Source organism: uncultured Tateyamaria sp. (assembly GCF_947504105.1).
Lineage (GTDB): Bacteria > Pseudomonadota > Alphaproteobacteria > Rhodobacterales > Rhodobacteraceae > Tateyamaria.
The window spans coordinates 1-25,091 of the sequence record NZ_CANNGP010000035.1 but is presented as its reverse complement, the minus strand read 5'-3'; the positions used below and the strand labels follow the sequence as shown (position 1 = coordinate 25,091).

Below are 25,091 nucleotides of genomic sequence, written 5' to 3'. Positions count from 1 at the left end.
CTAAGGTCTTTACAAGAGTGCGTCATTCGCCGGTTCCACGTGTATGTAACAAACTAATACACGTTGTGATGGTGCAGCCCGCTTCCATATCGCGAGATGTATAGTATAGATAGATATCGTTATATACATCGATATTTTGGCTTATGTACAAGGAGCAGTATTTTGAAACAGCTCGACAATCCTTTCAAGGAAAGCTTGATGCAGGCGCTCGACGAAGAGCGCCTTGACGATCTCGTTCTGATGCTCGCCAACCGATTGCGCAGTCGGCAACTCTTTGTCAGCAAACACGCACGTGCTGCCTTGCCGGTTAACAAAGACCTCTGTCAGCCGCTTTGCACAAACAGGCTGACAAAAGCCGAGATCGACACTTTCGACATCCGCGACATTGGCTGGCACATCATCGCGGTCCAGGATTGCCGGGTGGTAGGCGCTGAGCGTTTTCCCTACACTGTGAACGACGCGGATTATCGCGATCGGATTGAAGACTATGTCGGATCTCTGAACCGATATTATGGTGATGAGTCTGATATGTTCGGCGCTTTTCACCTCAACGGCATGTTCGTCGACTTCCAACATCTGCACGAGTTTCGCCCCGAATGTCGCGACGATGCTTAGCCCATACAGCATCGGCCGTTGGGGTCGCCCTTTGTGCCGTCTTTCCAAGCCAGGTTCTTGCCCAAGAACTGACATGGCGGCTCTGCCTGCCAGATGAGCGCCGGGTAACCTGCGTCGTTGACGGAGACACACTCTGGTACGAAGGCACAAAAATACGCCTTATCGGAATTGATACGCCCGAAGTTCAAGGGCGCTGCGCCGCCGAGCGGAAGACTGCGGACCAAGCCACTCAATATCTCACCAAATTGCTCAATACTGGGTTGCGAAAGATCGAATTCGACGGCGAAGACCGGTACGGTCGCGCGCTGGCGCGACTCTGGGTGAAGAGTGGCGAAATCGGCCCAGCCATGCTGGCCGCCGGTCTGGCGGAACCCTATCCGCGACGCGGGCCGCGGCCATGGTGCGGATGATGATAACGGGCCTCGATATGCTGGCTCGTAGAGTAAGCGCATGAGCGGCTCGTTCACATGGGACGCCATCGTGCGCATCGGCACCATAAAGCCCTATAAGAAGGCGCTCGTTCTCACGGTCTATCACGAGCTCGATGGCTATAGGGCCGACACCAGAACCCCGACACGTCCCGCCTGGAACACCATCATCTGCTTCAAGGACAGGTTACGCGCTGAGCTCACGGACCAGCTTACACCAGGCGACTTGGTCCATTTTGAAGGCTATGTGCGCACCACCACGTTCACCGACGATGCAGACGCCAAACGGCGCGCGGTGGATCTCGTCATCATGCGGTTCGATCTCCTGCACAAGCATATTGACGGCCCGACCGATCACTAAGCGGATCATCAAGCGACCCCGATATCAGGCAAATCCGGAGCAAATCCCGTCATCAGAGCCTTCCGGTCGCAGCCAGACTTCGGGGCAGGTCAGAGCGGTGGACAAAAACATGTCACCGACGGTGACGCGCAATCACTTGAGTTGATGACCTGTGCCAGCTCGAAGATGCCATTTTCGCCAGATCGATCATGACCGGTGGAACAGATGTCTTCGGCGGCAGCAGGATTGGGGGCCATAGGGCGCATGTAATGCAGGTCTGATCACTATGGGCCTTTATCCGGGGCCGGGATGTTGTGCAGGCTGGCCGTGGGGCAAGGGGGGGTGCCTGACGTTTTCGTTCTGTTTTGGGAGGAGGTGCAAATTGCTCAAAAGATTTCCTCACTCAAATCGGCCGTCAGGGACCAGTTCCTGATTGACCGCCACTGGGCATGGGCGCTCCAAAACGCAATGTCGAAAAGCCCGACCGAGTTCTCGCCGTTCTGCGCTGCGCTTGCCCGGCTGCGAGCCGCACCACTCGGTTTTTCTCGGTGCGTTTTCTCGGCTTCACCCATGCTTGTCCAGTGTCATCAGGAAATGGTTCCTGACAACTTAAGAGGAAAATACCATGAGCAACAAACTCGCATCTCTCACCAAGAACGAAAAAGACATCTTCACCGGCACACTCGCCACAATGGCCGTTCGCTCCAAGATCACGATCGTCCCCAACGCAAAGGCCCACAGCGATCAGCCCGACTACCGCGTCTTCGCCAATGGCACCTACGAAATCGGTGCCGCCTGGAAGAAGACCTCCGAGACCACCGGCAACGACTACCTGTCGGTGAAAATGGCCGCCCCCGAGCTTGGCGCCATGGCGATCTACGCCAACGTCATCGCGCTCGACGAAATCGGTGATGACAATGTCACCCACCTGATGCTCTGGTCCGCACGCGAACCCCAGGCCGCCAGCAACCAGCAGGCAGCCTAACCTGAGAGGATCGGCCCCGGTGGACCTCCCACCATCGGGGCCGATTGACGATCTTCACGTCACACATAACGTTCAGGCACTTGGAGATGACAAAAACATTCAATTCCGTTACTGATTCCACCGATGTCACCACGCTTGATGGGCAAAAAGGGAGACACACAGGGGAAACAGGGGTTGGGACATGTCAAATGCACGGGTGTACTGTGAGTGACGAAGAGACACTATTTGAAGCCAAAAATGTGAAGTTCTTCGAGGGACCGCCACAGAGCAAAGACCTGACTCCGGACCATCTAGGCGTGAATATCGACCTCTTTCGACAGGTCAAAGAGCATTATAACAAGGCCAAAGAGAACATCGCCTGTCGGGTGCTGGCTGACATTTGTCAGGACATTCAGGAAACAGGCTTTATCGGCCGCATGGATGACAGTGCCGAGCGCCTCTCTACAACAACGGTGACGATCCAACGCTGGCGCTCCCGCTTTGCTGATGCGGGATTGCTCAAACGACAGAACCGCAACGGGCTCTACTCTGTCGATCCGAAAGTGGCGATCCGGTTAGACGCCAAGGGCGACATCATCAAGCCGGCCAATGAGCGAAAGGCCGTGTTCAAGTTTTAAGCTCCATTAGTGCGTGCCGACGGTTTTCTTCTCGACAGATATCACTCTAGTCACGCGACAGATCATATCCCGGATCATCACGATCTCTCTCACCAAACCGCATCTCTTCCTGTGCGGTGATATCATCCTGCTTGGCGACTTCCGCCTCGTCTTCGAAAATTTCCCGCAACCTCATCGTCCATGACGCGGGCTTTTCAGCCGCGCGCATGTCGACGGATTTCGAATAGGGCACCAGCACGCGATAGATATGTTTGCCGATCCCGCTGACCAGAACGTAGACCCCCTTCTTGTGCAGAAGCGGGCCAAGTTCGGTTTGAAAATCGGTGCGATGCACGACAGGTTCGCGCTTTTCTTCGCGCATCCATTTGAGCCGTCCGCCGCCATCGGTGTCCCGCCTATGGGTGATCATGATGGTATTGCCGAACTGCTCTTCGAGCCGCCGTGCCGTTTGCCCAACATTGATCTTGGCGATTACCTTGGTACCGATCAAAGACTCGATCTGGTCTGCGACCTGCTGCGAGTATTTGGCGACCAGCTGTTCCACGCCTTGTATCCCCAAAACGACAGCAAGACCCTTGGAGCGTCCGGTTTCCAGCATGGCCTCAAACCGATGGACTTTGGGCAATTGCGCGAACTCATCGACGAACAGCCAGACCCTACGGTCTGTGCTGTCACCGAAGGAAACATCCGACACATTGGACGACATCACCGTCAGAAAGGCCGATATCCATCCCTCAGACTGATCTTGGAACCGCCCCGAACGTTGCAGCACAAGCGTGCGATCCTTCGTCTCCTCATCGAGCAACCACTTGCGCAGGGAGAACGTCTTGCGCTTGCCTTCGCTTGATCGCCATCCATAGGCGAGCATGCGTACCGCGCCTAGCCCTGCGGCCATAGTTGAGATCGTCGCGGACACCTGACGGTAGTCCGCATTGAGATAGATCATCGCATCACGATGATACTTTTTGGCGAAGGTCTGCAACTGCTCTAGCGGCAGCTGCGTGGTTTCCATCAACTCCCACCATGTCCATTTTTGCGGCTTGGTCTTCATCAGCGTGATGATGCAGAGCGCCAGCACTGTCCGCGACGAGTCTGAGAAAAACCGATCCTTGGTTTCTGGGATAATTCGGTTCGCCACCTCGATCGCATCCTCTTCGACGATGAGATCGTTGGCGATGTCCCAGATCACCGAACGGTCATCATGAGGTGCGAGAAGGAGCGGTGCCTGCGGCTCTTTCGCGCCCGTGGGCTTTGAGAACGCCATGCGGGTGTAATCACCTTTGAAGTCGAACACGACGACCTTGTCGCCGCGTTCCATGACCGATCGGAGCAGCGGCAGGATCGTCTGTGTCTTACCGCCACCAATCGCGCCGAAGACCAGAAAGTGATTCACTTCGCGCAAACGGCTGACGATGAAATCACCAAACCAGTGCAGACCTTTTGCGTCGCGTTTGATCTCCTTGTTGGATGCAGCGACGAGTTCTTTTGGACCGGCGATGGTCAGTCCGGCTTTGATGATGAGCGGCTTAACCCGCAATCCCCATTCCCAAATCAGATAGCCGAAACAACCGACAGCCATCACGACAAAGGCGGCAAAGGTGGTTGTGCCGAGATAGAATTGTTGTTCCGAGTTTAGGGACATCGCCGCTTTGATCTGACCGCAATAGGCTTTGTCGAATGGGTGTAGGCAAGCTTTCACATAGTCCCACTTGATCGGGATCGATGCACCGTCCGCTGTGCGATATGCGGTGTATTGAAAGAAAATCCAATACACCAATCCCGCACACAGAGCACAAACGATAGTGCCGATGATCAACCAGCGATAGGGGGCGACGTCCGGCTTGTAGATCATTGTAACATGCTTTCGGAACGCACCATCGGCCCGCTCTCGACATCGCCTCGGCGGTTCGCTTCGCTTCCGCCTTTGGCTAAGGTGCTATAAGCAGCGACAAAAGACTGGAGCTCTTTGCTGCCACCTGCTTTGACATAGTGGGCAAGAACCGCTTCGAGCTCGTCGAGCGGCAAGTGAGACGCGCCTGCGCGCATCGCAGCCTCACCAATCAGGATTTTTCTGCGCGTCTCTTGCTTCCGGTCTGCGTGTTTGGCGCGTTGCATCAGTTGGCCTCCCTTGGCAATTTTGGCATCAAGTGTTCGCAGGAGCGGAGGCAGAAGTCTTGCGGCGAAATCGGTCCACAATCGCCTGAAACTCCTTTTGCAATTCCGCGTCAGTGATTTCCAACGTCGTCAGATCGGCCTTGCCGGCGATCTTTCCGATCTGGTCTGCGCGTGCCTCAAGGGCGGCAACACGTTGCGCCTTGAGGGCTTCGATCTCTTTGTCGATATCGACGACGGATTTGGGTTTTCTGGCCATGGGTAGTGTCTCCTGTCTTTGGGCATCGAGGGTCTTTGAGCCGACGATACAGTATTTCAAATAATATCGCTATATATAACGATAGACACAACGGTAAATATGCGATAGAAAATCTAGGACAACGGCGCACTTATACGTCGCAAGCGACAGGTGCGGCCGCCGAGGGCCGCACGAAAAGACGGGTGAAGCGGTGCTGGAGCGACAGAGGCGGTCTTAGTCGACTGGACATGAGCGACGTCGAACGCAGGCGGGCCGGAAAGGAGACGGGACTTGGCGATCTACCATCTTTCGGCGCAGATCATCGGCAAGGGAGGCGGACGGTCCGCCGTTGCCGCGGCTGCCTATCGGCATTGCGCCAGGATGGAGCGCGAGGAGACCGCCGAAGAAATCGACTATTCCCGCAAAGGCGGTAACGCGCATTCGGAGTTTGCGCTGCCGAAGGATGCGCCAGACTGGATCGCTGCGTTTGCTGAGGAGCATTCAGCGCCGGAGACAAGTGCGTATTTCTGGAATGCGGTGGAAGCCAATGAGGGGCGTATAGACGCGCAGCTGATGCGCGAGATTGTTCTCGCTTTACCGGTTGAGCTGACCACAGAGCAGAACATCGAACTGGTCCGGGACTTCGTATCGTGCGAACTTTCGGCGCATGGCGTCGTCGCGGATTGGGCCTATCATGACATGGCTGACAATCCGCATGTGCATCTGATGACCTCGCTGCGGTCGCTCACGGATGAAGGCTTTGGGGCCAAACGTGTGCCGATTCTTGGCGATGATGGAGAGGCTCTGCGCGGGTCTGACGGCAAGATCCGCTATAAGCAGTTTACGGGTGGTATGGAGCGCTTGCGCGGGATGCGGGCGGCCTGGGCGGAGACGCAAAACCATCATCTGGCCAAACACGGATATGACATCCGGGTCGATCATCGCTCATTCGAAGAGCTTGGGATCGATGCAGTCCCAAGCAAGCATCGCGGACCAGCCTCCGACAATATGGATGCGCGCGGTGAAGTGTCCGAACTGGCCGAGAAGGCCAAGCTTGCCGCCCGGGAAAACTATCTGCGCTATGCGGATGATCCGGCGCTGATCCTCAAAAAGATTACGACACAAAAGGCGGTATTCACCCGCCACGACATCGCGCGGGAGATCCACCGCACCGAATGTACCCCTGCTGAATTCCAGGCACTCTTTTATCATGTGGGCGCGCATGAAGAGTTGGTGCCGGTGGCAGCACCCGCCTTTGATCCATTCACGGGAGATGCGACAAGCGAGGCGATGTTCTCGACTCGAACTATGGTCGAGCTCGAGCATCAGATGCTGCAGAATATCGATGGATTGGCACGGCGGCAGTCCGCCCCCATTGCGGATCGTGATCTGGAAAAGGCCTATGCAGCGTTTGAGGCAAAGCGCGGGTTCGATCTCACGGATCAACAAAAGATGGTCGTTCGACACCTGACACGTGAGACAGGTGCGGCAGCTCTTGTGGGCTATGCCGGCGCAGGTAAGTCGACGGCGACTGAGGCCACGCGGATCGCGTTTGAGCGGCAAGGCTACACGGTTGTGGGTGGGGCCCTGGCGGGGATTGCCGCGGACAATCTGCGCTCGGAGGCAGGCATTGAAAGCCGCACGTTGGCGTCCTGGGAGTATCAATGGGCGAAGGGGGACATGCTTCCGAATGCCAAGACTGTCTTCGTGATGGACGAGGCCGGTATGGTGTCCTCGCGCCAGATGGAGAGCATCACACGCACCTTGAACGAGGCCGGGGCACGCATGATCGTATTGGGCGATGCGCGGCAGTTGCAGCCCATTCAGGCCGGTGCCGCCTTCCGGGCCTTTGTCGATGTGACGGGATATAGCGAACTCGATTCTGTCGTCCGCCAGCACGAGCCATGGATGCGTGAGGCCGCGATCGCGTTCGGGTCTGGCAGGGCGGGCGAGGGTGTCGCCGCCTATCTGGAGCACGACAAGCTCGGCTGGTCTGAGAGCAATGAGAACGCGCGCGCCGCTTTGATTGCGGACTGGATGCCCTACCATCAAGCGTCCGCAGATGTCACGATCATGGCACATCGCAACAAGGATGTGATCGCGCTAAACGTCGAGGCGCGGGAGATGCTGAAGTCAAAAAATGCGCTCGGTACTGAACACATCTTTGCATCAGAGCGCGGCGAGAAGCCTTTCGCGGCAGGCGATCAGATCCTGTTCCTGAAGAACGAACGCAGCCTTGGTGTGTTTAACGGATCGACAGGGCAGGTGGCAGAAGCCGAGCGGAACCGGCTCAAGGTATTGGTGGAAGGACAGGTCGATCCGATCACCCTGCGGGCCAATGAGTACAACCATATCGACTATGGCTATGCGCGCACGATCCACAAGGAACAGGGCAACACGGTCGACCGCGCCTTTGTCTATCTGTCGCCAACGATGGACGCGCAGCTCGCTTATGTGGCGCTGACACGGCACCGCGATGATGTCTCTCTCTACGCGTCCCGCGAGGATTATCGCAGCAAGGGCGAGCTGGTCGAGCTGATGTGCCGTGATCGGCTGCAGGACTCCACCGCGCTCTATCGTGATCGTGTAGACTACAAGGATATCGTGCGCGGCTTTGCCGAACGACGCGGCTTTTCGACCACGCGCGTCATTACCGACTTTGTCAAAGCCAATGTGCACTATCTCCGCGAGCGCTTCGACAGACTGGCGGAACGGTTTGGCCGGTTGCGTCATCCTGTGCCGGAGCCTGAAAATATGCCCGACAAGTCGGTCTTTGTACTGGAAAGGGAAGGGGGCAAGGAGCCTTTGCGGCGTGCTCCGCCGGCACCGCGGCCGCCCGAGATGTCCGTTCACTTGCAGCAATCGGTCAACCGCCTGTCCCACAACCTCGCATCAGAAACCATGCGTGGTCGCAAGGCGCGGAGGTTCACACGCTCGGCGCATTATGAACTCAACCTCGCGCTGTCGGCAGAAGAGCTGCGATCCTTCAACACCGACCTCAAATCGGTCTTTCCGAAAGACGCAATCCTGACCCATGGATCCCATCAACCGAATGAGGATGCGCCGGTGCTGGATGGGTTGCCCAACGGTTGGAAGTCGTTCGCCCGCGAAAATTGGTCTGAGGTCTTCGCCGCGCAATGGGCCGAAAAGCAGGCGACCCTGCTGCCGCTAACCGAGCGGGTTCGTCCTTGGGATCGCGCGCGGGCAACGGCCTTCACGGAAGGACCGGATCGCACGCCGACCCAAACCCCTGACCGTTCTGCCGACCAAACACCAGACAAAGTGAGGTCCAACATGCCGCCCGAAAAACCACTCATCGAGGCCGTGCCCGATCTGCCGCCTTTGGAAGATCGCGACATCCGCACGCGCGCTGCCGAAGATATCGCCGCGCGGCCGAGCCTCGCCTTAGCGCAGGATGCAGCCTTCCGGATTTACGTTGAACCGGACCAGGCCGTGGACCGGATGGTCGCACGCTACACCGAGCGGGGGGACCGCAAAGCCTTAGTCTCCGAGATCGAACGGTCATCTGAAAGCTTCGGCGAGATGCAGGGCAAGACCCGGCTCGGGATCGCCAATTCCGAACGCCGCACGGCCCTGGAGCTGACACCGACGATGGCCCGCAAGGTGGACGAACATCTGACCGCGCTGGAGGAGATCAAACTCAATATCATAGACCGACATGAAACAAAGCGCGTTGCGATGCGTAAGCCGATCCCCGATCTGTCACCACAGGCAACCGCTTACATGGCGCAGATGGCACAAGTGCATCAGATGGCGTCCGGGCCGGCGAAGGATGATCTGACGCGGCTCTTGATGACGGATAGGGTCTCGGCGCAGGAAGTTGTGCGGTTCCGCCAGGGCCTTGCCGAGCGCTACGGCAAGGGGGACGAGGCGATCCGGAAAGGGATCGAGCGGGACCCGGCTTTGGCATCGAGATCAGCGTCGGAGCGCAAGTTCATAAAGGAGCGCGCCGACGGGGTCGCCCATGCCATACCCGTGATGAGCCAAATGCGCGAGCAGATACAAAGGCTGGATCGCACACCGGAGCGTGGCAAGGACCACTCGCGCGGGATCGAGCGCTAGCGAGCGGCCGGTCACCACCATTCGATCGGCGTGAGCGCGATCTCGTCGAGAGTCTGCTCGATGGTGTGGATGGTGCAGGTATCGAGTGTGTCAGAAAGACCACTGGCGTCTGTTGAGGCCAATAATGCGCGGCTATGGGCAATCTGGCGCAGAACCATCTCACGTGTGGTCTTGTCGCGCCCGGAGATCAGACCAATGAGCGGTGCGAGCTTGTTGTGCAGCGCTTGGGCCTCATGGGTGACTCCGGCCCTGGTCGCGCGGTAGAGGGCAGAGACCTCATGAGGCGCGACATAGGCCAGACAAGAGATCACGCCGTCTGCCCCGGTGTTGAGATTGTGGAAGAGGGCTGCCTCAGATGAAGGCAGGCAGGCCAGCGGCCGGTCTATGGTTTTCAAAGCGTAGTAGGACTGATCGTAGTGCAGGACGTTGTCATGGGTGCCCATATCGACACCGATGACTTTCCGGCTGGTCCGCGCGAGCTCGGCGATCTCCGGACAAGTCCCATTGGACTGCCGATGCCCGTCCCCGATCGCCGCGATGATGGGTAGGGGGAGGCTGTCAGCCGCATCTCTCAGTTGAGACAGATGGTCGTTCAGGGCCGGTGCAGACGGCCCTTCGCGCCAGCTTGGCGGGAAGGTGATCACCGCGTTGGCGCCGGCGTCTGCACAGGCCGTAATTTCGTCAATGGCACCGTTCGACAGAGCGCCGACGCAGGCGAGCAAAAGCTGGTCCGTGCTGAGCGCCTCGCGCGTTCGCCTGATGATCTCGATCTGCTCCGTCTGGCTCATCGACTGCCGCTCCCGAGTGGTCGTGTTGACGGCGATCCCAAGTATGCCTTCGATCTTCCCAAGACGCTTTGCCTGGTCGGTGACAGCGTCGGTTTGGATCGATCCGGCTTCAGAAAACGGTGTCAATGTCGAGGCGATGACGCCGCTGGAGAACGCATCGGCTGTCAAAGCCTTGGAGAGAGAGGTGGTCTGATTCATGGCTCATCCTTCACGTACTCGAGCAATGTCTTCGATGATTTGAACGTCAGGCGTTTCTGTGCGCAGATATCTGCAGTCTCGCCAGTCTTTGGTTTCTGCCAAAGCGGTCCAGCGAGCATCAGGCCAATGAAACAGCTCTAAATGCGATAGCGTGCAGGCTGCAATAAATGAACGTTGTTAGAGTTAGCAGATAAATAGAGATTTACTGACGCCAAAGTCTGAAAATCGGCTTTCCACATTTGGAAAGCTGGTTCGAGAGTAGGCAAAGGTTGGGGTATTCCGGTAAACTAAAGGGGTTTCGATCTTACTGTCCACAACTTCAGGGTCCAATGTCTACGACATCATACTTGTTCATCAATGGACACGATCTCCTGTGCAGATCGGAATACAAGAAACGTCCTCTTGAAGTTGTGGACAGTAAGATCGAAAGTTACAGCACGTGTTGTCGCCTTTGTCTTGCATCACACGCTGCTGTTCCGCCTTCTAGTCAAATTCGTCGATATTTGGAAGCATTCGGGTAGTACAGTCAACGTGCCATCACCGCGATTGGTAGCAAATCTCGATGCGGGTTCAGTATGTGGAGAACGCGTTCAAGGGATTTGTGCCGGGGGACTACTTTCTGCGAACAGCTGTGATCTTAACGAAACCGACCGGTAGGTACTTTTTGCATTGCGAGATTCAGGTACTCGATACCAATCTTTGATGGCTGTTTGTTGATCGCCAATGGCTCGCCAATTACAACCGCATGGTTCGAGATCAAGCCCAGAAGGCATTGGCGAGCTGCCATGAACTCTACAGATATAGCGCAATCAACAGCGGTTCGTTGGTCACTCATGATAAGGGATATCGCCAGGGCTTGGCGATCTCGATCCTCCATACGTAGCGCTGCTTCGATGAGTACCGAAATGCGCGCCTAGGCAAACGCAAGCGGATGCATTAATCGCCACAAGGTGCCTATAACGTGACCGTCACCAGAGCAGTTTTTCTCGACGAGCGCCTGTTAGTCGCAAACACCAAGTTGGCAGCATCAGACCCTCAGCCTTTGCCCACTCCCAAGTCAAAGACCCTTTGGATCGACATTGGGGATTGTTGTGCGGCCTTCCATATTTAGAAATACGTTTCTAACAGCTGGGCGTATATTGACATCAAACCTCGTTGCTAAAGTAGAGAGTCGGTACTGCGAGGTGAGATTGACCTAAATGTGGGACTATATCGTTGTTGGAGCCGGTTCGGCCGGGTGCGTGTTGGCAAACCGGCTCAGCTCCGATCCGAATGTTAAGGTTCTTTTGATCGAAGCCGGGGGCTGGGATTGGCATCCATTGATCCGGTTGCCCTTGGCATGGCCAGTATTGCTTGGTCGAAAGATCGCAGATTGGGGATATGATACGGAAATAGACAAACAGATTGGCCGCGGTATGGAGTGTGCCCGTGGAAAGGTGATTGGGGGGTCGTCTTCAACAAACGCAATGGCCTGGGTCAAAGGCCATCCAGCCGACTACGATCGGTGGGACGATGCAGGACTGTCAGGTTGGGATCATCACTCTCTTTTGACCTATTTCAAAAAGATCGAAGACTGGACAGGCCGAAATTCGGGAATGCGCGGCACAAGCGGACCACTGACAGTTGAGCCGAGTGATTTTTCCGACCCAATTTGTGACAGCTTTCGCGAAACTGTTCATCGCTTAGGCCATAATTTGGGTACAGATTATAACAGCACAGATACCTTGGGTTTTTCACCCTGGCAAATGACCCGCGCCAATGGACGACGTGCCAGTTCAGCAAGTGCCTATCTGCACCCAGTTTTGTCACGCCCAAATCTCAAGGTTATGGTTCGGACCCATGCAACTGGATTGGTTTTCGACGGAGATCGTGTTGTTGGGCTCAGATGCCGACGCAAGGGTCGTGATTTCTCGCTACGCGTATCTGAGGAAATATTGCTCTGCGGTGGGGCGATAAACTCCCCTCAATTGCTAATGTTATCGGGTATCGGTCGTGCCGATGAGCTCGAAGAGCATGGGATTTCATGCCGTATCAATCTACCTGGTGTTGGAGCGAATTTACAGGATCACATATCATCGTCTGTCATATGTGAGCGGTCTGATCGAGGGACACTAATAAACAATCTACGTATAGATCGATTAGCGGCTTCAATGATGAATTGGGTGGTGAGTGGCGCCGGCATTGGAAGCCAGTTACCTGTCGGCGACATGGGTTTTCTCCAAATTCGAAATTCAACAGAGCAGCCGGATCTACAGGTTATTGCAGTTGCCGGTTCGCTGTCTGCCAAGCCATGGCTCCCTTTAATCTCCGAACCGAGACAGGATCTGTTCACGTTGCGTGCGGTTGTTCTACACCCGGAAAGTCGAGGGCAAATTCGCTTGCGTTCGCCAGATCCTTTCGACAAACCTCTTATTGAACAGAACTTCTTGACTGCCAATGCGGACAGATCGCTCCTACGAGATGGCTTGCGGCGCCTGCTGGAATTCACACGAACAGAACCACTGTCAGAACATATTAGCAGTATTGTCGGCCCTACTGCAGAAGACGATAACTCTCTCGATGATCATATCGCTTCAACTGCCATTTCGGTTCATCATCCCGCGGGAACGTGCCGGATGGGAGATGAAACTGATCCCGGACGCGTCGTTGATAGTTCCCTACGTGTTGTGGGTGTCAAAGGACTGCGCGTAGTTGATGCTTCCATTATGCCGGACTTGACGGGCGGTAACATCAATGCACCTGTTATGATGATCGCAGAGAAAGCGGCTGATATGATTGGCGCTCAAAAAGGTGGTTCCCAGTAATACTGTTCGAACCCTACCTTCATTTGCCACTCATTGAGGGTGATCTACCCCTAATATTGTGAGCAAGGCGGGACCATGTTTTGGCGATTTCGTTTTTTTGTGCCAGAGCCCTGTCGATATCTGGAATCGGCGAACTTAAAAACTCTTCTTGCAGCCGAGACAATGAAAATGAAATTTGACAATCAGTAGCGGTGATCAATTTCCTATCGCCTAGATTGATAGATGCCAGAAGTACCTCGGGCTCAGTGGTGGCCAGTCGCTCAAGTAGTCCAACGTTTTCTTTGGAAATTTTGATTACCGGCAGATTATTGTGTGCCGCGTTACGGTCAAAATTTGTCGCAGCGCTCTCTGAAACTATGGCCTCCACGCCAAATTCCTTGAGTGCCCAAGCAGCATGTTCGCGCGAACTTCCGCAACCAAAATTTCTTCCAGTAACCAATACACATCCGCTCTGAAACGGAGGCTTATTCAATACAAAATCTTCTTTGAGTTTGTTGTCAGAATCATAACGTAGGTCGTGGAAAAGACCCTTTCCCAGACCCTCCACCGATGTCGTAAGCAGGAACCGGGAAGGAATAATCTCGTCCGTACTGATGTCATCTTTCTGAAGAAAGGCGAGTGGTGCATTGATCGTTTTAATCATCTAACTAGACTTATCCTGCTTTACGGGGATCGCAAATACGGCCTTCGATGGCACTTGCAGCAACAGTTGCAGGGCTTGCCAAATGCGTGCGTGCGTTAATTCCCTGCCGCCCAGGAAAGTTTCTGTTCGATGTCGAGATACACCTTTCAAATGGACCAACTTTGTCATTGTTAAGAGCAGCGCACATGGAGCAACCTGAGTAATGCCACTCAAACCCAGCCTTCACAAAGATCTTGTCCAGGCCGCGGGCTTCAGCCTCATTTTGTACATTTCTTGAGCCTGGTACCACCATGGCCCTCACGCCTTCCGCCACTCTACGACCTTTGACAAACGCTGCTGCCGAAATAAGATCGGATAAACGACCGTTGGTACATGACCCGATGAAAGCGGTATCAATCGGCGTGCCTTCGATCGGTTTTCCAGTCGATAATCCCATGTAGTCCAGCGCCGTTGAAACATGCTGTGCTTCGAAGTCGGAAGGCATGTGATCGGTCACAGAGATGACGTGATCTGGTCGTGTGCCCCATGTAATCTGTGGATCTACAAGGCTGACATCATAGGTCATTTGCCGATCAAACTTGGCATCGTCGTCGGAAGTTAGTTCTAACCACTTCACAACGGCCTCACGCCACTGTTCCTCTTTCGGCGCATATTCCGCGCCCTCGAGGAATTCAATCGTTTTTCGATCCGGCGCAATTACAGCCGAAAAAGCCCCCATTTCTGCAGCCATATTACAAAGCGTGAAACGTCCTTCGATAGATAGGTCCTCAACGAATTTGCCACAAAACTCAATGACAAATCCTGTTGCACCGTTTACGCCGATCTTGCCAAGTAACCACAGGATAACATCTTTCGCCGAGCATTCTTTCTGTAACTCGCCCTTTAGCTCTATCTTCAGTGTTTTGGGTCGTGACCTGTAGATCGTTTGTGTCGCCAATATCTGAGCAATTTCGCTGATACTGACTACAAATCCCAGGCACCCGATGGCACCTAAGGAACACGTGTGACTGTCACCGCATGCCGCGAACATGCCGGGTTGAACTATGCCTAAACTCGGCATAGTCACATGAACGATGCCCTGGCGTTCATCGTTGAGATCAAATAATTCGAAACCATGAGTCTGCGCTGCTTTTCGGATCGCTAGCGATAATTCGTTTCCTACACCACCCGAGCGGAACCTTTTGAGCGGATGTGTTTGCGCTATGTGGTCAATTGTAGCAAATGTTAATTCTGGATGCGCGACCTTTAGGCCTTTTTTTTCTAAGATAGATATAGCTTGGGGGCTGCAAACCTCGTGTAGTATGTGACGGTCGATGAACAAAAGGTCTCTTCCGTCGGGCAACGACGACACGAAATGTTCGTTCCACAACTTGTCCACTAGATTGAGAGATCCCGACACTTTTCTATTACTCCGAAAGTCCTATTGTTGCACTGCATACGAATTGACCGCTCACGCAAAGCGAATATGAATTTTCATTCAGTTCAACTGCTTGCAACATCAAAACTAGACGTCATCCCTCAAATAGCGGTTCAATTCATCCACTGGCATTGCATTTGTGCCAACCTGGTCAGATGCCAATCGAAAGCTGACCTGCATAGCAGAGGCAGCGCTCAAGAGCGCATGACCAGGTGCAATCACCGCTGAGAATCCCAACTCTGACAGGGTTCTTACCTGGTTTTTGTCGTTGAGAGCTGTACTGCCAAGGTTAAAAAAAAGAGGGGCGTCGATAGCATTGACCAAGCACGCGGTGCAGTCTTCAAGTTCTAGCCCATTTATCCAGACAGCATCCGCTCCGGCCTTCAAGAATGCGTTGCATCGGTCAATTGCATGATTCAGGTTGCTCGAACGCAGACAATCTGTTCGAGCAATGATTGCGATTTTGAACGGTGTTGCGGCCTGTTTGGCCGCCACAATTCGTTCAACTGCGCTCGCTAGCGGCTCGACTAGCGGGTCACCATTTTGCCCACAACACTTTGGATTTGTCTGGTCCTCGATGTGGATTGCATCAACATTCTCGGCGGCGAACAACTTAACCGATTCTCGAACACGATCGACATCTCCGTGCCCGGTGTCGCCGTCGACTAGAAGCGGTTTGTCAGGCGTTGCTCGTTTGACGCGCCCAAACGCTGAAGCCAAGCCGCGGACATCGACCGAACCGTTATCCTTAAGACCAAACTGACTGGCAACCGTCGCGAATCCACCGCAATAGATGGCCTCAAAGCCTTCACTGCGTATAAGCCTAGCCGACAGCGCGTCAAATGCACCAGGGAGCTTCAGTATTCCCGACGACTGGTTTCTCAGTCTTTGAGAAAACCAGTTCATAGAGGACCTCCTACCCTACAGCGAATGGGTCGCGCGTTGTCCCAGAAGTCTCGACCCAAACAGCTTTGACCTCAGAGTATTGCTTCATGGCATCAAACCCATTTTCGCGGCCTATGCCTGAATGACCGAAACCGCCGAACGGTACGTTTGGAGCGACAACACGGTAGGCGTTTATCCAAACTGTTCCAGCTTTTACTTGATGCGCAACACGTGTGCTTCGTTGAACCGACGATGTCCAAATTCCCGCCGCAAGACCAAACCGCGTATCGTTGGCAATCTCAATCGCCTCTTCTTCTGTACTAAAAGTAAGAACCGAGATGACTGGCCCGAAGATCTCGTTCTTCACCACATCCATTTCCGAGTGAACATCATCTACAACAGTGGGAACAATGAAGAAGCCGGGGTGCTCTTCGCTGGCACCGCCACCACAAAGGAAAGTTGCTCCGTCGTTTGCGGCCTGTTTGAGAATACCTTTGACTTTTTCAAATTGTGGGCGAGTGGCCATCGGACCAACCTCTGTTTCCGGATCCATTGGATCGCCCAATTTAATCGACTTGGCCCTAGCAACCAGCTTTTCAAGGAGTTCGTCTTTTACAGAATGGTGAACCACAAGACGTGAACCAGCCATACAGCTTTGTCCGGTAGCGGCAAAGACACCGGCGACAATACCGTTCACTGCTGCATCAATATCTGCATCCTCAAACACGATGTTCGGGGACTTGCCCCCAAGCTCCAAAGACACGCGAGTGAAGTTTTCTGCAGCCGAACAAAGTACTTTTTTACCCGTTGCATCAGAACCGGTGAATGCAAGTTTGTTGACACCGGGATGGCTCGAAAGAAACGCACCAACTTCGGGCCCGCCTGAAACAACGTTGAAGACACCTGCGGGAAACCCAGCCTCGTGAACGATTTTCGCAAATGCGAGTGTGGAAACAGGGGTATGCTCGGAGGATTTGACAATAAATGTACAGCCTGCAGCCAAAGCGGGGGCTAATTTAAAGGCCAGCAAGATCAATGGAGAATTCCAAGGAGTAATTGCTCCCACGACACCAACTGGTTCGTGGCGAGTATAAATATGGAAGTTCGGACGTTCTGAAGGAATGACCTCACCATTGAGTTTATCAGCGGCTCCAGCAAAGTAGTGGAACCACTCCGGAAGATACTGTGTTTGCCCACTCATTTCCTTTAGGAGTTTGCCGTTGTCTTTGGCTTCGAGAATTCCCAAGAGCTCAGCGTTTTGAGCAAGCAAGTCTGCCAGTTTTCCAAGTAATTTGCCGCGCTCTCGAGCCGTCATTTGCCCCCAAGGACCCGACAAGGCCTTACGAGCAGCTTTTACAGCACTATCAACATCTGATTCAGATGCCGAAGGGACTTCAGCCCAAACTTCACCTGTGAACGGGTTTTCAGACGGCAGGGTTGAGTCGTTCTCGGCGGAACGAAACTCGCCATCAATGTACAGCAGGTATTTATCATCTGCTGCGTTGGGTTGCTCGATTTTTGATAGTTCTGTCACTGCACAAACTCCTGAATAGTGGGAGCTTGCTTTACGCCAGTTACCCTGACACAAACCCACACTCCTTAATGTTCGCGCCTTTATGACACACAAAAACTTGATGCACCCTGCAGTATTTCAGGAAGTGTTTTTCTGTTTTTGGAAAACCGCGTGAATCCTCAATTGGGATTCCGCTACTAGCTAGAAATTGCTTTCGACCCGGCGCCGTAGAGCCGATCTCTGTTCCGCTCGAACAGTTCCCTGACGAATCCCGAAACGGCCTTAACTCTTGCAGACTCGACAAGATCCTGCTGTGTCACCAACCAAATTTCTTGCTCGGTCATTTCACCTTCAAAGCGCAGCCGAATGAGATCGCTGTGCATATCGCCTAGCAGACAAGGCAGTACTGCCATTCCAAGACCAGCTTTCGCGGCCATAACTTGCGCCATCACACTATGAGTGATGAGGCTTGGACGTTGACCGGCCAAAATTCGACCAACTAGTTCAGCGGTTGGTAGATGCGAAAAGTCATCCGCCCAGACGATCCAACGATCATCCGGTTGACGTTGGAAGTTGCGATCAAAATTATCTCCATATCGCAACTCCAGGAATGACTTTGATGCATATAAGCCAAACTTTTGAACCGCTACCCTTTGGACTTTAACATTGCCGCGTGTCGGTCGGACAAGACGTACTGCGATATCAGCTTCATGCTTGGAAGGATTTACACGCTCTATCCCTGTTACAATCTCAAGAGTGATTTTCGGATAGCGCAATGAAAATGGGCCCAACTCTGGGATAATTAGGAAATTGGCGAGGTTTTCGGCAGTTGCTAATCTGACAAGTCCTTCAGGTTGCCTGTCCCTGCCTACAACACTCATCTCGAGCTCGCCTACCGAGTCTTCGACCCGATTAGCGTGCTCCATTAAGTCGTTTCCGTCATCGGTCAGCAGATATCCACTTTGATGCCTCGTGAACAATGCGATCTGCAGTGTCGCCTCTAGTTGCTCAATACGACGGCTCACCGTTGATGCGCTTGCATTGAGCTCCTTAGCAGCACTTGAGAGGCTCCCTGTTCTTGCAACAGAGAGAAAAAATCGTAAGTCGTTCCAGTCCATGCTTTCTATTAATGGAAAACGGTTCTCCAAGTCAAGGTTACACTTTCCAAACATGCAAAGCTAAATTGCCAAAGGTAAACTGGAATTGGAGATCATGTGGCAGATAGTAGATACGAGCGCGGGCTTAAGAACTTTGCAAAGATTGTCGGAGGTGATGGTGAAAAAGCGCTCGCCGAAATCAATGCCGTTTCACCCGATTTTGCTCGGTATATTATTGAGTTCCCGTTTGGAGACATCTACGAGCGGCCACAACTGGATCTGCGATCGCGGGAAATGTGTGCCGTCGCAGCATTGATTGTTCTGGGCGGTGCTGAAAGGCAGCTTTACACGCATATCCAAGCCGCTCTGACCGTCGGTGTGAAGAAATCCGAACTCATTGAAATCGTTATTCAGATGGCCAATTTCGCGGGTTATCCGCGAGCTATCAACGGTATCAAGGTACTTGCAAGCGCCACAGATGATTTCGAAAAAGGACAAAAATGATGAATAGGCGACAGCTTGGTACAGCTCCTTTTGACGTGTCAGCTATAGGACTCGGCTGCATGGGTATGTCGGAATTCTATGGACCCACGAATGATGATGAGTCCCTTGAAGTGCTTCACGCCGCAGCTGATCTTGGCATAGATTTCTTTGATACGTCGGACATGTACGGTTCCGGCCACAATGAAAAGCTTCTGGCCAAATTCACAAGTGGTTCCGACCTTCCAGTAAGGATTGCAACGAAGTTTGGTATCGTGCGCCAACAAAGTGGTGGATACGCGCGTGGTCTAAACAACTCAAAAGGCTACATGAAAAAGGCGTGTGAAGCGTCATTGCGGCGACTCAAGCGCGATGTGATTGACCTTTACTACGTCCATAGAATTGACCCCCAAGCGCCTATAGAGGAAACCACCGGCGCACTGGCTGAACTTGTAGAAGAGGGGAAAATACTCTCCTTCGGGTACAGTGAAATTTCATCAGAAAACCTAGAACGCGCGTGTGCCGTCCATCCAGTTGCAGCGGTGCAATCAGAGTACTCTCTTTGGACCAGGGACGCCGAAAAATCTGTTCTGCCTTGTTGTGAAAAGCATAACGTAGCATTTGTTGCCTATAGTCCCTTAGGTCGAGGTATGCTCACCGGAGCATACAAGACTCCAGGTGAGTTGCATCAGGAAGATGCTCGTCACAACTTACCTCGCTTTCACCCAGAAAATTTCTCCGAGAACGTTAACCTAGTTTCTGTTGTCGCCGACATATCAAATCGACTGGATCTAAAACCAGCTCAGGTCGCACTGGCTTGGCTCATGTCGCAAAAAGCCAACATCATCCCAATCCCAGGGACGCGCCATATCCAATACCTTACCGAAAATGCTGAGGCCGCCTCTGTGAAGCTGGATCAACAAATCCTCGACGAACTAGATCGTGCTATTCCTCCCGGTGCTGCAAGGGGCGAACGCTATACCGAAGAAGGTTTTAAGGGCGTTCAGATGTAACCCCTTGCAGCAAAGGAGTTGGGGTTCGATACTACAGTCTTCTTAGATCAGCTACTTCATCGAAATGAAAACAACAGAATACGAAAAACCGGACATGAAGAATAAGAAAGTCATCATTTCTTGCGCAATTACAGGAGCTATCCACACGCCTACTATGTCGAGTGCATTGCCCTATACTTCAAACGACATTGCGCAACAAGCAATAGCAGCTGCTGAAGCAGGTGCCGCAATCATACATCTTCATGCGCGGCATCCAGAAACTGGGGAAGTGTCTGTTGATCCAGAGCATTTCATGCGTTTTCTGCCTCGTATCAAGCAAAGCACTGATGCGGTCGTAAACATCACGACAGGTGGCTCGTTGAAGACATCGATTGAAGATAGAATTGAACCTGCTCGCCGTACATCTACTGAAATGTGCTCGATGAATATGGGGTCAATGAACTTTTCATTTCATCCTCTCGCGGATCGGTACAAAAAATACAAGTTTGATTGGGAAGAAGACTATATTCGAAAGTCAGAAAACTACGTGTTCAAGAACAGTTTTGCAGACATTGCAAAGGTGGCCGAGGAGCTGGGTGGAAAACATCACGTTAAATTCGAGCACGAGTGTTATGATGTAGGACACCTTTACAATCTAAAGTTCTGTGTCGAACAAGGCATGTTTAAGGCTCCACTGTTCATCCAATTCGTTTTGGGAATTTTGGGCGGCATCGGTTCTGAAATTGAGAACTTAATATTCATGAAGCAGACAGCCGATCGACTTTTTGGGGATGGGTATGAGTGGTCGGTGTTAGGTGCCGGCAGTGCGCAGATGAAGTTAGCGCCGATCGCTGCAGAGATGGGTGGAAACGTCAGAGTTGGCCTGGAGGACTCCCTATATATTGATCGAGGCCAATTGGCGGCTTCTAATGCCGAGCAAGTCTTAAAAATCCGGGGTTTATTGGAGGCTCGAGGATTTGAAATTGCGACTCCTGAAGAGACACGAGAGAAGCTCAACTTAAAGGGCTATGATCAGGTCTCCTTCTGAAACACAGATCTGGAGTCAGGAAAAATAATATAAGCTACAGGAATTGGTATCGAATGTTTGAAAATCAAGATGAACTTGCTGGTCAAGTGGCCATCGTCACAGGTGCAGGAGCCGGATTGGGACGAACTCATGCACTCGAACTTGCCCGGCGTGGAGCTTCTGTACTTGTCAACGATTTGGATGAAGAAGCTGCAAAGAAGGTCGCTTTAGAAATTACCGACGCAAATGGATCAGCATTATCGTTTGCAACTTCTGTGACGGACGAACAGGGTGTAGCGGATATGGTCGACTTCGTTGTCCAATCCTACGGCCAAATCGATATTCTCGTAAATAACGCCGGCATTCTACGAGACCGAAGCTTTGCAAAATTAAATCTCGACGACTTTCGTTTCGTTATGGATGTTCATTTCATGGGATCCGTAGTTTGTACCAAAGCTGTGTGGGACATCATGCGCAGTCGAAACTATGGGAGGATTGTGTTGACGACGTCTTGCTCTGGGTTGTTCGGTAACTTTGGACAGACAAACTATGCAGCAGCAAAAATGGCGCTCGTTGGCTTTATGCAATCACTTTCCATTGAGGGCGATAAGTATGGTATTCAAATAAATTGTCTTGCGCCCACGGCCTCTACACAAATGATGGAAGGCATACTCGAGCCAGAGGTGCTCGATCAATTGGCTCCTGAATTTGCAAGCCATGGATTGGTTGCTCTGGTTGGTAAAAATGCTCCCAGCCGAAAAATTTTGTGCGCTGGTGGCGGTCACTTTTCTATTGCGAACATCATGCTCACAGCAGGTGCTCGATCTGCAGATCCCGAGAACGGTGCGGATTGGAATCCTGAATTTTGGGAGCAGGTCAGCGATACGAGTTCGTTTTCAATTCCAGAGTATGGTTTTCGTCAAGTCGAACAGGAACTGGCTGGACGATAATCCGCTTTTGCGACTACACTAAAATTGGTGGGCAAGACGGATTTAGCCGCGATAGAACACGCTGTAGTCAAGTAATCTATACTGCCCAGCCTAGTCTAACAAATAGTTGACGAAAAATCGACAAAATACTATAACCGCAAGAACAGCTGCCACACACGGCACCTTTTCGTCTTCGAAACGCTGATGTGCAAACTGAGCAAGTGGTTTCCAATATTTGGAAAACTGTTTCTAGTTTGTGGTTGTATACCATCCCACCTAGCTATGCGATTATTTCCGTTAATCGGAGAGATCAAACTCTGAAGTGATTTCAGGGTCTTGAATGCAGTCGATTGAGGGCACTTGACCTCCGACGAGCATACTCAATCCGAAAAACTAGGCTGTCCCTTAGGGAGAAGCACACAGCGGCAGGGAGTTAAGATTGCAGGTACCACATCCACGAGATTGGTGGCTGTCCACTTAGCGCAATGAATGTTGCCCAAGCGAACTCAGAGGAAAAATAACAGTCTGACTTTTGGCACACCAGGGAGGAAACTATGTCAAAATTTTCAAAATTTATCTGTTCAACAGTGATCGCAGCGAGTGTTGGGCTGCTTGCCTCATCGAGTGCGTTTGCGCAGGACGATTATCCTGAGCTCGATCTCAAATTCGCTTGGTATTTGGGCGAAAATACGATGCATGGCGAGCTGTTTCAATGGTGGGGCGACGAAATTGAAAAACGAAGTGACGGAAAAATCTCTGTTGAATTTTTCTGGTCGGAAAGCCTTGGAAAATCAACTGAGTTGCTCGACCTTGTCTCAAATGGAGCCATTTCATTTTCAGCAACGGCCCCTGCATATTATGCATCAAATCTTCCGCTGATCGGTGTTGGCCAATTGCCTCTTGTGCATCCCGATACTGACGGTGTTCACAATGCAATGAAGAAGATCGAAAATCTCGAAGGTGTGCGAGCGGAAAACAAGCGCAACGGCATTGTGCCGCTCTTTTACACATCTCTGCCTACATATCACCTCATGTGCACGAAAGAGATTTCCACAGTTGCAGACCTTAAGAGCGCAAAGATGCGCAGCTTTGGTTCGTATGTACCGTTGATGTGGGATGCTGTTGACGCAGTCAGCGTTACAGTATTGCCAGCAGAGCTTTACGAAGGTCTGCAGCGTGGCAACATCGATTGCGCCTATCTTGCAAACAATGGTTCGGTTGACCTCAAGATCTATGAAGTCGCGAAATATCACATCTCAGCCAATTTTGGTGCGATCATGCCGTGGGCTATTCATGTGAACGCAGATCAGTGGAATTCCTGGCCTGAGAATGTTCGTGAACTGATCGCCGAAGTCTCCCAAGAAGCATCTAAGCGTGACTCTGAGGTTGTCAAGGCGGCCGGGGAGGACGCACTTAAACTGATGGTGGAAAACGGCGTAGTTGCCGTCGACTTCACCGAGCAGGATAAACTTACAGAAATGACACCTGACTTTCTGAAAGTTTGGCAGGATCGCATGGGAGAGCAAGGTTTGGGGGCCGAAGCTGGTGAAATTGCGGATGCTATAAGAGCGCAAAACTGATAGCGTTTACATCGGTGACACCAAAGGTGGAGCAAGCAGCCGCACAGAACATCATGCGGCTGTTTGCATTTGACCTTCCTGACGGGCGTTAATCTAACAATCTGAAATATCCCGTTAGTCCTGAGCCCCCTAGGTCAAAGCACCTTTAACGAAAAGAATGACTTATCCATATGCATACGATCCTTACCTACTCAACCAAATTCCTCCTAGCCGTGGCATGTGGCTTGGCTCTGTTTGTTGCGTTGTTTGGAACAGTAGACGCTGTCAGCACTTTTGCTTTTAATCGTCCAATTCCACTAGCAAGGGAACTTCCAGAAGAGCTCCTTCCTTTAATCATCTTTCTTGCTCTACCCCAAGTCGTGCAAGACGATAGAAATATCTCCGTGGACTTTCTAGTTGAGGGAGCGCCCATCAAAGTGAAAAAGCTGCTCGAAGCAGCAGCACTTCTAATCGCTTTCCTTCATGGCTGTGCAAGCGGGGCAAGCTGCAATCAAAAGTATTGAGATTAGTGAAGCCGCGGACGCGATATACCGTTTTCCAATTTGGCCGATGAAAACACTCATGGTCATCGGTCTAATTGTCTCCAGCCTTCAGTGCATTTCAAGAGGCTTAAAAGCCTTTAAAGATAATAATCAATATATAAAGTAGCGTGGTAAGATAAATGGATCCCTTGTTGTTTGGTGCAGTCATATTCCTAGGTGTTCTGTTGCTCGTGGCCATTCGAGTTCCAGTCGCGATAGCAATGTCAACTGTGGCGATTATCGGACTATTCCAAGTCTCGACCACGCCGTTTGTTTTAACCACCGTTTCTAATCTGCCTTATGCTGTATCGAGCAATTATTCGTTCGTTGTTGTTCCAATGTTTATGCTCATGGGCGCATTGACAGCCGCTACGGGGATTTCCAGCGAGCTCTATACAGCTGCCCATAGGTGGACGAGTGGCATAAGAGGAAGCCTGTACTATGCTACAACGCTTGCTGCAGGTGGCTTTGGTGCCATAAACGGTTCAACCGTCGTAAGCTCCGTCCTATTTTCCAAGATTGCCCTCCCTGAGATGAGTAAGCATGGTTACTCTATCCCGTTGAGCGCGGGATGTATTTGCGCAGCCGGTACTTTTGCTGCCTTGATTCCACCATCTATCGCCATGGTGATTTATGCCATTCTTACTAACGAAAGTGTCGGCCAATTGCTCATCGCTGGCCTTGTTCCTGGCCTGCTTACCATATTTGTTTACGTCATAGGTAGAGGTGGTCCTAGATTTTCGACCAATTTGCAGCCGGTTTAAGATGGATCAGGGGTTCATTTAGGCTGCTATTCTCA

Annotated in this window: 24 protein-coding genes; 14 read left to right on the top strand and 10 right to left on the bottom strand. The window is 52.4% G+C overall.

Going from position 1 to position 25,091, the window contains the following annotated elements; genetic code table 11:
* Window positions 1-162 precede the first annotated feature (162 nt).
* From Q1A75_RS18000 to Q1A75_RS17990, 3 genes are read left to right on the top strand one after another with little or no spacing between them, the layout of a single operon-like run.
* Window positions 163-615: a hypothetical protein gene (locus tag Q1A75_RS18000; protein WP_299592638.1), complete on the top strand. Its 453-nt coding sequence runs from the start codon at window positions 163-165 to the stop codon at window positions 613-615.
* The gene (locus Q1A75_RS17995) at window positions 597-1,025 is read left to right on the top strand and encodes a thermonuclease family protein (protein WP_299592640.1); all 429 of its coding nucleotides are present in this window, start codon (window positions 597-599) and stop codon (window positions 1,023-1,025) included. The genes Q1A75_RS18000 and Q1A75_RS17995 overlap by 19 nt, the downstream gene beginning before the upstream one ends.
* Before the next feature lie 40 nt (window positions 1,026-1,065).
* Complete coding sequence (locus Q1A75_RS17990; RefSeq protein ID WP_299592642.1) at window positions 1,066-1,404, top strand: single-stranded DNA-binding protein; 339 nt, start codon at window positions 1,066-1,068, stop codon at window positions 1,402-1,404.
* Between the two features lie 365 nt (window positions 1,405-1,769).
* On the opposite strand, the gene Q1A75_RS17985 is transcribed toward Q1A75_RS17990, so the two are convergent.
* Window positions 1,770-1,955, bottom strand: coding sequence for a hypothetical protein (locus tag Q1A75_RS17985; protein WP_299640709.1), 186 nt, complete (start codon window positions 1,953-1,955; stop codon window positions 1,770-1,772).
* A 53-nt stretch (window positions 1,956-2,008) separates the two neighbouring features.
* Here Q1A75_RS17985 and Q1A75_RS17980 point away from each other — a divergent pair, with 53 nt between their 5' ends.
* Together Q1A75_RS17980 and Q1A75_RS17975 are read left to right on the top strand one after the other, a co-directional pair.
* Window positions 2,009-2,368 carry a DUF736 domain-containing protein gene (locus Q1A75_RS17980; protein ID WP_299506120.1) on the top strand — a complete coding sequence of 120 codons (360 nt, stop codon included), beginning with the start codon at window positions 2,009-2,011 and terminating at the stop codon, window positions 2,366-2,368.
* A gap of 86 nt (window positions 2,369-2,454) precedes the next feature.
* Complete coding sequence (locus tag Q1A75_RS17975) at window positions 2,455-2,985, top strand: hypothetical protein (protein WP_299592644.1); 531 nt, start codon at window positions 2,455-2,457, stop codon at window positions 2,983-2,985.
* Between the two features lie 46 nt (window positions 2,986-3,031).
* Here the strand turns inward: Q1A75_RS17975 and Q1A75_RS17970 are convergent, their stop codons facing one another.
* The 3 genes from Q1A75_RS17970 to Q1A75_RS17960 are packed head-to-tail and all read right to left on the bottom strand — an operon-like array spanning window position 3,032 to window position 5,356.
* Entirely contained in the window at window positions 3,032-4,837 is a 1,806-nt protein-coding gene (locus Q1A75_RS17970; protein WP_299592646.1) for a type IV secretion system DNA-binding domain-containing protein, read from the bottom strand.
* Window positions 4,834-5,100, bottom strand: a complete 267-nt coding sequence (locus tag Q1A75_RS17965) for a hypothetical protein (protein WP_299592648.1) — start codon at window positions 5,098-5,100, stop codon at window positions 4,834-4,836. Before Q1A75_RS17965 ends, Q1A75_RS17970 begins: the two co-directional genes overlap by 4 nt.
* A gap of 28 nt (window positions 5,101-5,128) precedes the next feature.
* On the bottom strand, window positions 5,129-5,356 hold the full coding sequence (locus tag Q1A75_RS17960; RefSeq protein ID WP_299592650.1) for a TraC family protein: 228 nt from the start codon (window positions 5,354-5,356) through the stop codon (window positions 5,129-5,131).
* Between the two features lie 270 nt (window positions 5,357-5,626).
* Between Q1A75_RS17960 and traA the strand changes: the two genes are divergently transcribed.
* Window positions 5,627-9,418, top strand: coding sequence for a Ti-type conjugative transfer relaxase TraA (traA, locus tag Q1A75_RS17955; protein ID WP_299592652.1), 3,792 nt, complete (start codon window positions 5,627-5,629; stop codon window positions 9,416-9,418).
* A gap of 11 nt (window positions 9,419-9,429) precedes the next feature.
* On the opposite strand, the gene Q1A75_RS17950 is transcribed toward traA, so the two are convergent.
* Window positions 9,430-10,404, bottom strand: a complete 975-nt coding sequence (locus tag Q1A75_RS17950) for a dihydrodipicolinate synthase family protein (protein ID WP_299592654.1) — start codon at window positions 10,402-10,404, stop codon at window positions 9,430-9,432.
* Between the two features lie 1,199 nt (window positions 10,405-11,603).
* On the opposite strand from Q1A75_RS17950, the gene Q1A75_RS17945 reads away from it, so the two are divergent.
* Entirely contained in the window at window positions 11,604-13,208 is a 1,605-nt protein-coding gene (locus tag Q1A75_RS17945; protein WP_299592656.1) for a GMC family oxidoreductase N-terminal domain-containing protein, read from the top strand.
* Between the two features lie 19 nt (window positions 13,209-13,227).
* Here Q1A75_RS17945 and leuD read toward each other — a convergent pair whose 3' ends face one another.
* The 5 genes from leuD to Q1A75_RS17920 form a co-directional block, all read right to left on the bottom strand.
* On the bottom strand, window positions 13,228-13,851 hold the full coding sequence (gene leuD / locus Q1A75_RS17940) for a 3-isopropylmalate dehydratase small subunit (RefSeq protein ID WP_299592659.1): 624 nt from the start codon (window positions 13,849-13,851) through the stop codon (window positions 13,228-13,230).
* Window positions 13,852-13,861: 10 nt separating this feature from the next.
* Window positions 13,862-15,229, bottom strand: coding sequence for a 3-isopropylmalate dehydratase large subunit (locus Q1A75_RS17935; protein ID WP_299592661.1), 1,368 nt, complete (start codon window positions 15,227-15,229; stop codon window positions 13,862-13,864).
* 126 nt (window positions 15,230-15,355) lie between these two features.
* A complete protein-coding gene (locus Q1A75_RS17930) occupies window positions 15,356-16,174 on the bottom strand; it encodes an isocitrate lyase/PEP mutase family protein (RefSeq protein WP_299592663.1) in 819 nt (272 codons plus the stop codon).
* Between the two features lie 10 nt (window positions 16,175-16,184).
* Window positions 16,185-17,687: an aldehyde dehydrogenase gene (locus Q1A75_RS17925; RefSeq protein WP_299592665.1), complete on the bottom strand. Its 1,503-nt coding sequence runs from the start codon at window positions 17,685-17,687 to the stop codon at window positions 16,185-16,187.
* Between the two features lie 176 nt (window positions 17,688-17,863).
* Entirely contained in the window at window positions 17,864-18,784 is a 921-nt protein-coding gene (locus tag Q1A75_RS17920) for a LysR family transcriptional regulator (RefSeq protein ID WP_299592667.1), read from the bottom strand.
* 96 nt (window positions 18,785-18,880) lie between these two features.
* On the opposite strand from Q1A75_RS17920, the gene Q1A75_RS17915 reads away from it, so the two are divergent.
* The 7 genes from Q1A75_RS17915 (at window position 18,881) to Q1A75_RS17885 (ending at window position 25,056) form a co-directional block, all read left to right on the top strand.
* On the top strand, window positions 18,881-19,267 hold the full coding sequence (locus Q1A75_RS17915; RefSeq protein WP_299592668.1) for a carboxymuconolactone decarboxylase family protein: 387 nt from the start codon (window positions 18,881-18,883) through the stop codon (window positions 19,265-19,267).
* Window positions 19,264-20,256, top strand: a complete 993-nt coding sequence (locus tag Q1A75_RS17910; RefSeq protein WP_366142218.1) for an aldo/keto reductase — start codon at window positions 19,264-19,266, stop codon at window positions 20,254-20,256. Before Q1A75_RS17915 ends, Q1A75_RS17910 begins: the two co-directional genes overlap by 4 nt.
* A 64-nt stretch (window positions 20,257-20,320) precedes the next feature.
* On the top strand, window positions 20,321-21,283 hold the full coding sequence (locus tag Q1A75_RS17905) for a 3-keto-5-aminohexanoate cleavage protein (RefSeq protein WP_299640699.1): 963 nt from the start codon (window positions 20,321-20,323) through the stop codon (window positions 21,281-21,283).
* 53 nt (window positions 21,284-21,336) lie between these two features.
* Entirely contained in the window at window positions 21,337-22,212 is an 876-nt protein-coding gene (locus tag Q1A75_RS17900; RefSeq protein ID WP_299592674.1) for an SDR family NAD(P)-dependent oxidoreductase, read from the top strand.
* Between the two features lie 533 nt (window positions 22,213-22,745).
* Window positions 22,746-23,771 carry a TRAP transporter substrate-binding protein DctP gene (dctP, locus tag Q1A75_RS17895; protein WP_299592676.1) on the top strand — a complete coding sequence of 342 codons (1,026 nt, stop codon included), beginning with the start codon at window positions 22,746-22,748 and terminating at the stop codon, window positions 23,769-23,771.
* 170 nt (window positions 23,772-23,941) lie between these two features.
* On the top strand, window positions 23,942-24,274 hold the full coding sequence (locus Q1A75_RS17890; protein WP_299592678.1) for a TRAP transporter small permease subunit: 333 nt from the start codon (window positions 23,942-23,944) through the stop codon (window positions 24,272-24,274).
* Window positions 24,275-24,432: 158 nt separating this feature from the next.
* Window positions 24,433-25,056, top strand: a complete 624-nt coding sequence (locus Q1A75_RS17885) for a TRAP transporter large permease subunit (protein WP_299592680.1) — start codon at window positions 24,433-24,435, stop codon at window positions 25,054-25,056.
* Window positions 25,057-25,091: the final 35 nt, after the last annotated feature.

Bases quoted from the DNA above. Each gene is read 5' to 3' on its own strand.
- Q1A75_RS17910 (WP_366142218.1), top strand. From the start codon at position 19,264: ATGATGAATAGGCGACAGCTTGGTACAGCTCCTTTTGACGTGTCAGCT.
- Q1A75_RS17950 (WP_299592654.1), bottom strand. From the start codon at position 10,404: ATGAATCAGACCACCTCTCTCTCCAAGGCTTTGACAGCCGATGCGTTC.
- Q1A75_RS17885 (WP_299592680.1), top strand. From the start codon at position 24,433: ATGGATCCCTTGTTGTTTGGTGCAGTCATATTCCTAGGTGTTCTGTTG.
- leuD (WP_299592659.1), bottom strand. From the start codon at position 13,851: ATGATTAAAACGATCAATGCACCACTCGCCTTTCTTCAGAAAGATGAC.
- Q1A75_RS17930 (WP_299592663.1), bottom strand. From the start codon at position 16,174: ATGAACTGGTTTTCTCAAAGACTGAGAAACCAGTCGTCGGGAATACTG.
- Q1A75_RS17890 (WP_299592678.1), top strand. From the start codon at position 23,942: ATGCATACGATCCTTACCTACTCAACCAAATTCCTCCTAGCCGTGGCA.
- Q1A75_RS17920 (WP_299592667.1), bottom strand. From the start codon at position 18,784: ATGGACTGGAACGACTTACGATTTTTTCTCTCTGTTGCAAGAACAGGG.
- Q1A75_RS17970 (WP_299592646.1), bottom strand. From the start codon at position 4,837: ATGATCTACAAGCCGGACGTCGCCCCCTATCGCTGGTTGATCATCGGC.
- Q1A75_RS17905 (WP_299640699.1), top strand. From the start codon at position 20,321: ATGAAAACAACAGAATACGAAAAACCGGACATGAAGAATAAGAAAGTC.
- Q1A75_RS17990 (WP_299592642.1), top strand. From the start codon at position 1,066: ATGAGCGGCTCGTTCACATGGGACGCCATCGTGCGCATCGGCACCATA.
- Q1A75_RS17995 (WP_299592640.1), top strand. From the start codon at position 597: ATGTCGCGACGATGCTTAGCCCATACAGCATCGGCCGTTGGGGTCGCC.
- Q1A75_RS17980 (WP_299506120.1), top strand. From the start codon at position 2,009: ATGAGCAACAAACTCGCATCTCTCACCAAGAACGAAAAAGACATCTTC.
- dctP (WP_299592676.1), top strand. From the start codon at position 22,746: ATGTCAAAATTTTCAAAATTTATCTGTTCAACAGTGATCGCAGCGAGT.
- Q1A75_RS17945 (WP_299592656.1), top strand. From the start codon at position 11,604: ATGTGGGACTATATCGTTGTTGGAGCCGGTTCGGCCGGGTGCGTGTTG.
- Q1A75_RS17965 (WP_299592648.1), bottom strand. From the start codon at position 5,100: ATGCAACGCGCCAAACACGCAGACCGGAAGCAAGAGACGCGCAGAAAA.
- Q1A75_RS17960 (WP_299592650.1), bottom strand. From the start codon at position 5,356: ATGGCCAGAAAACCCAAATCCGTCGTCGATATCGACAAAGAGATCGAA.
- Q1A75_RS17975 (WP_299592644.1), top strand. From the start codon at position 2,455: ATGACAAAAACATTCAATTCCGTTACTGATTCCACCGATGTCACCACG.
- Q1A75_RS17985 (WP_299640709.1), bottom strand. From the start codon at position 1,955: ATGGGTGAAGCCGAGAAAACGCACCGAGAAAAACCGAGTGGTGCGGCT.
- Q1A75_RS17900 (WP_299592674.1), top strand. From the start codon at position 21,337: ATGTTTGAAAATCAAGATGAACTTGCTGGTCAAGTGGCCATCGTCACA.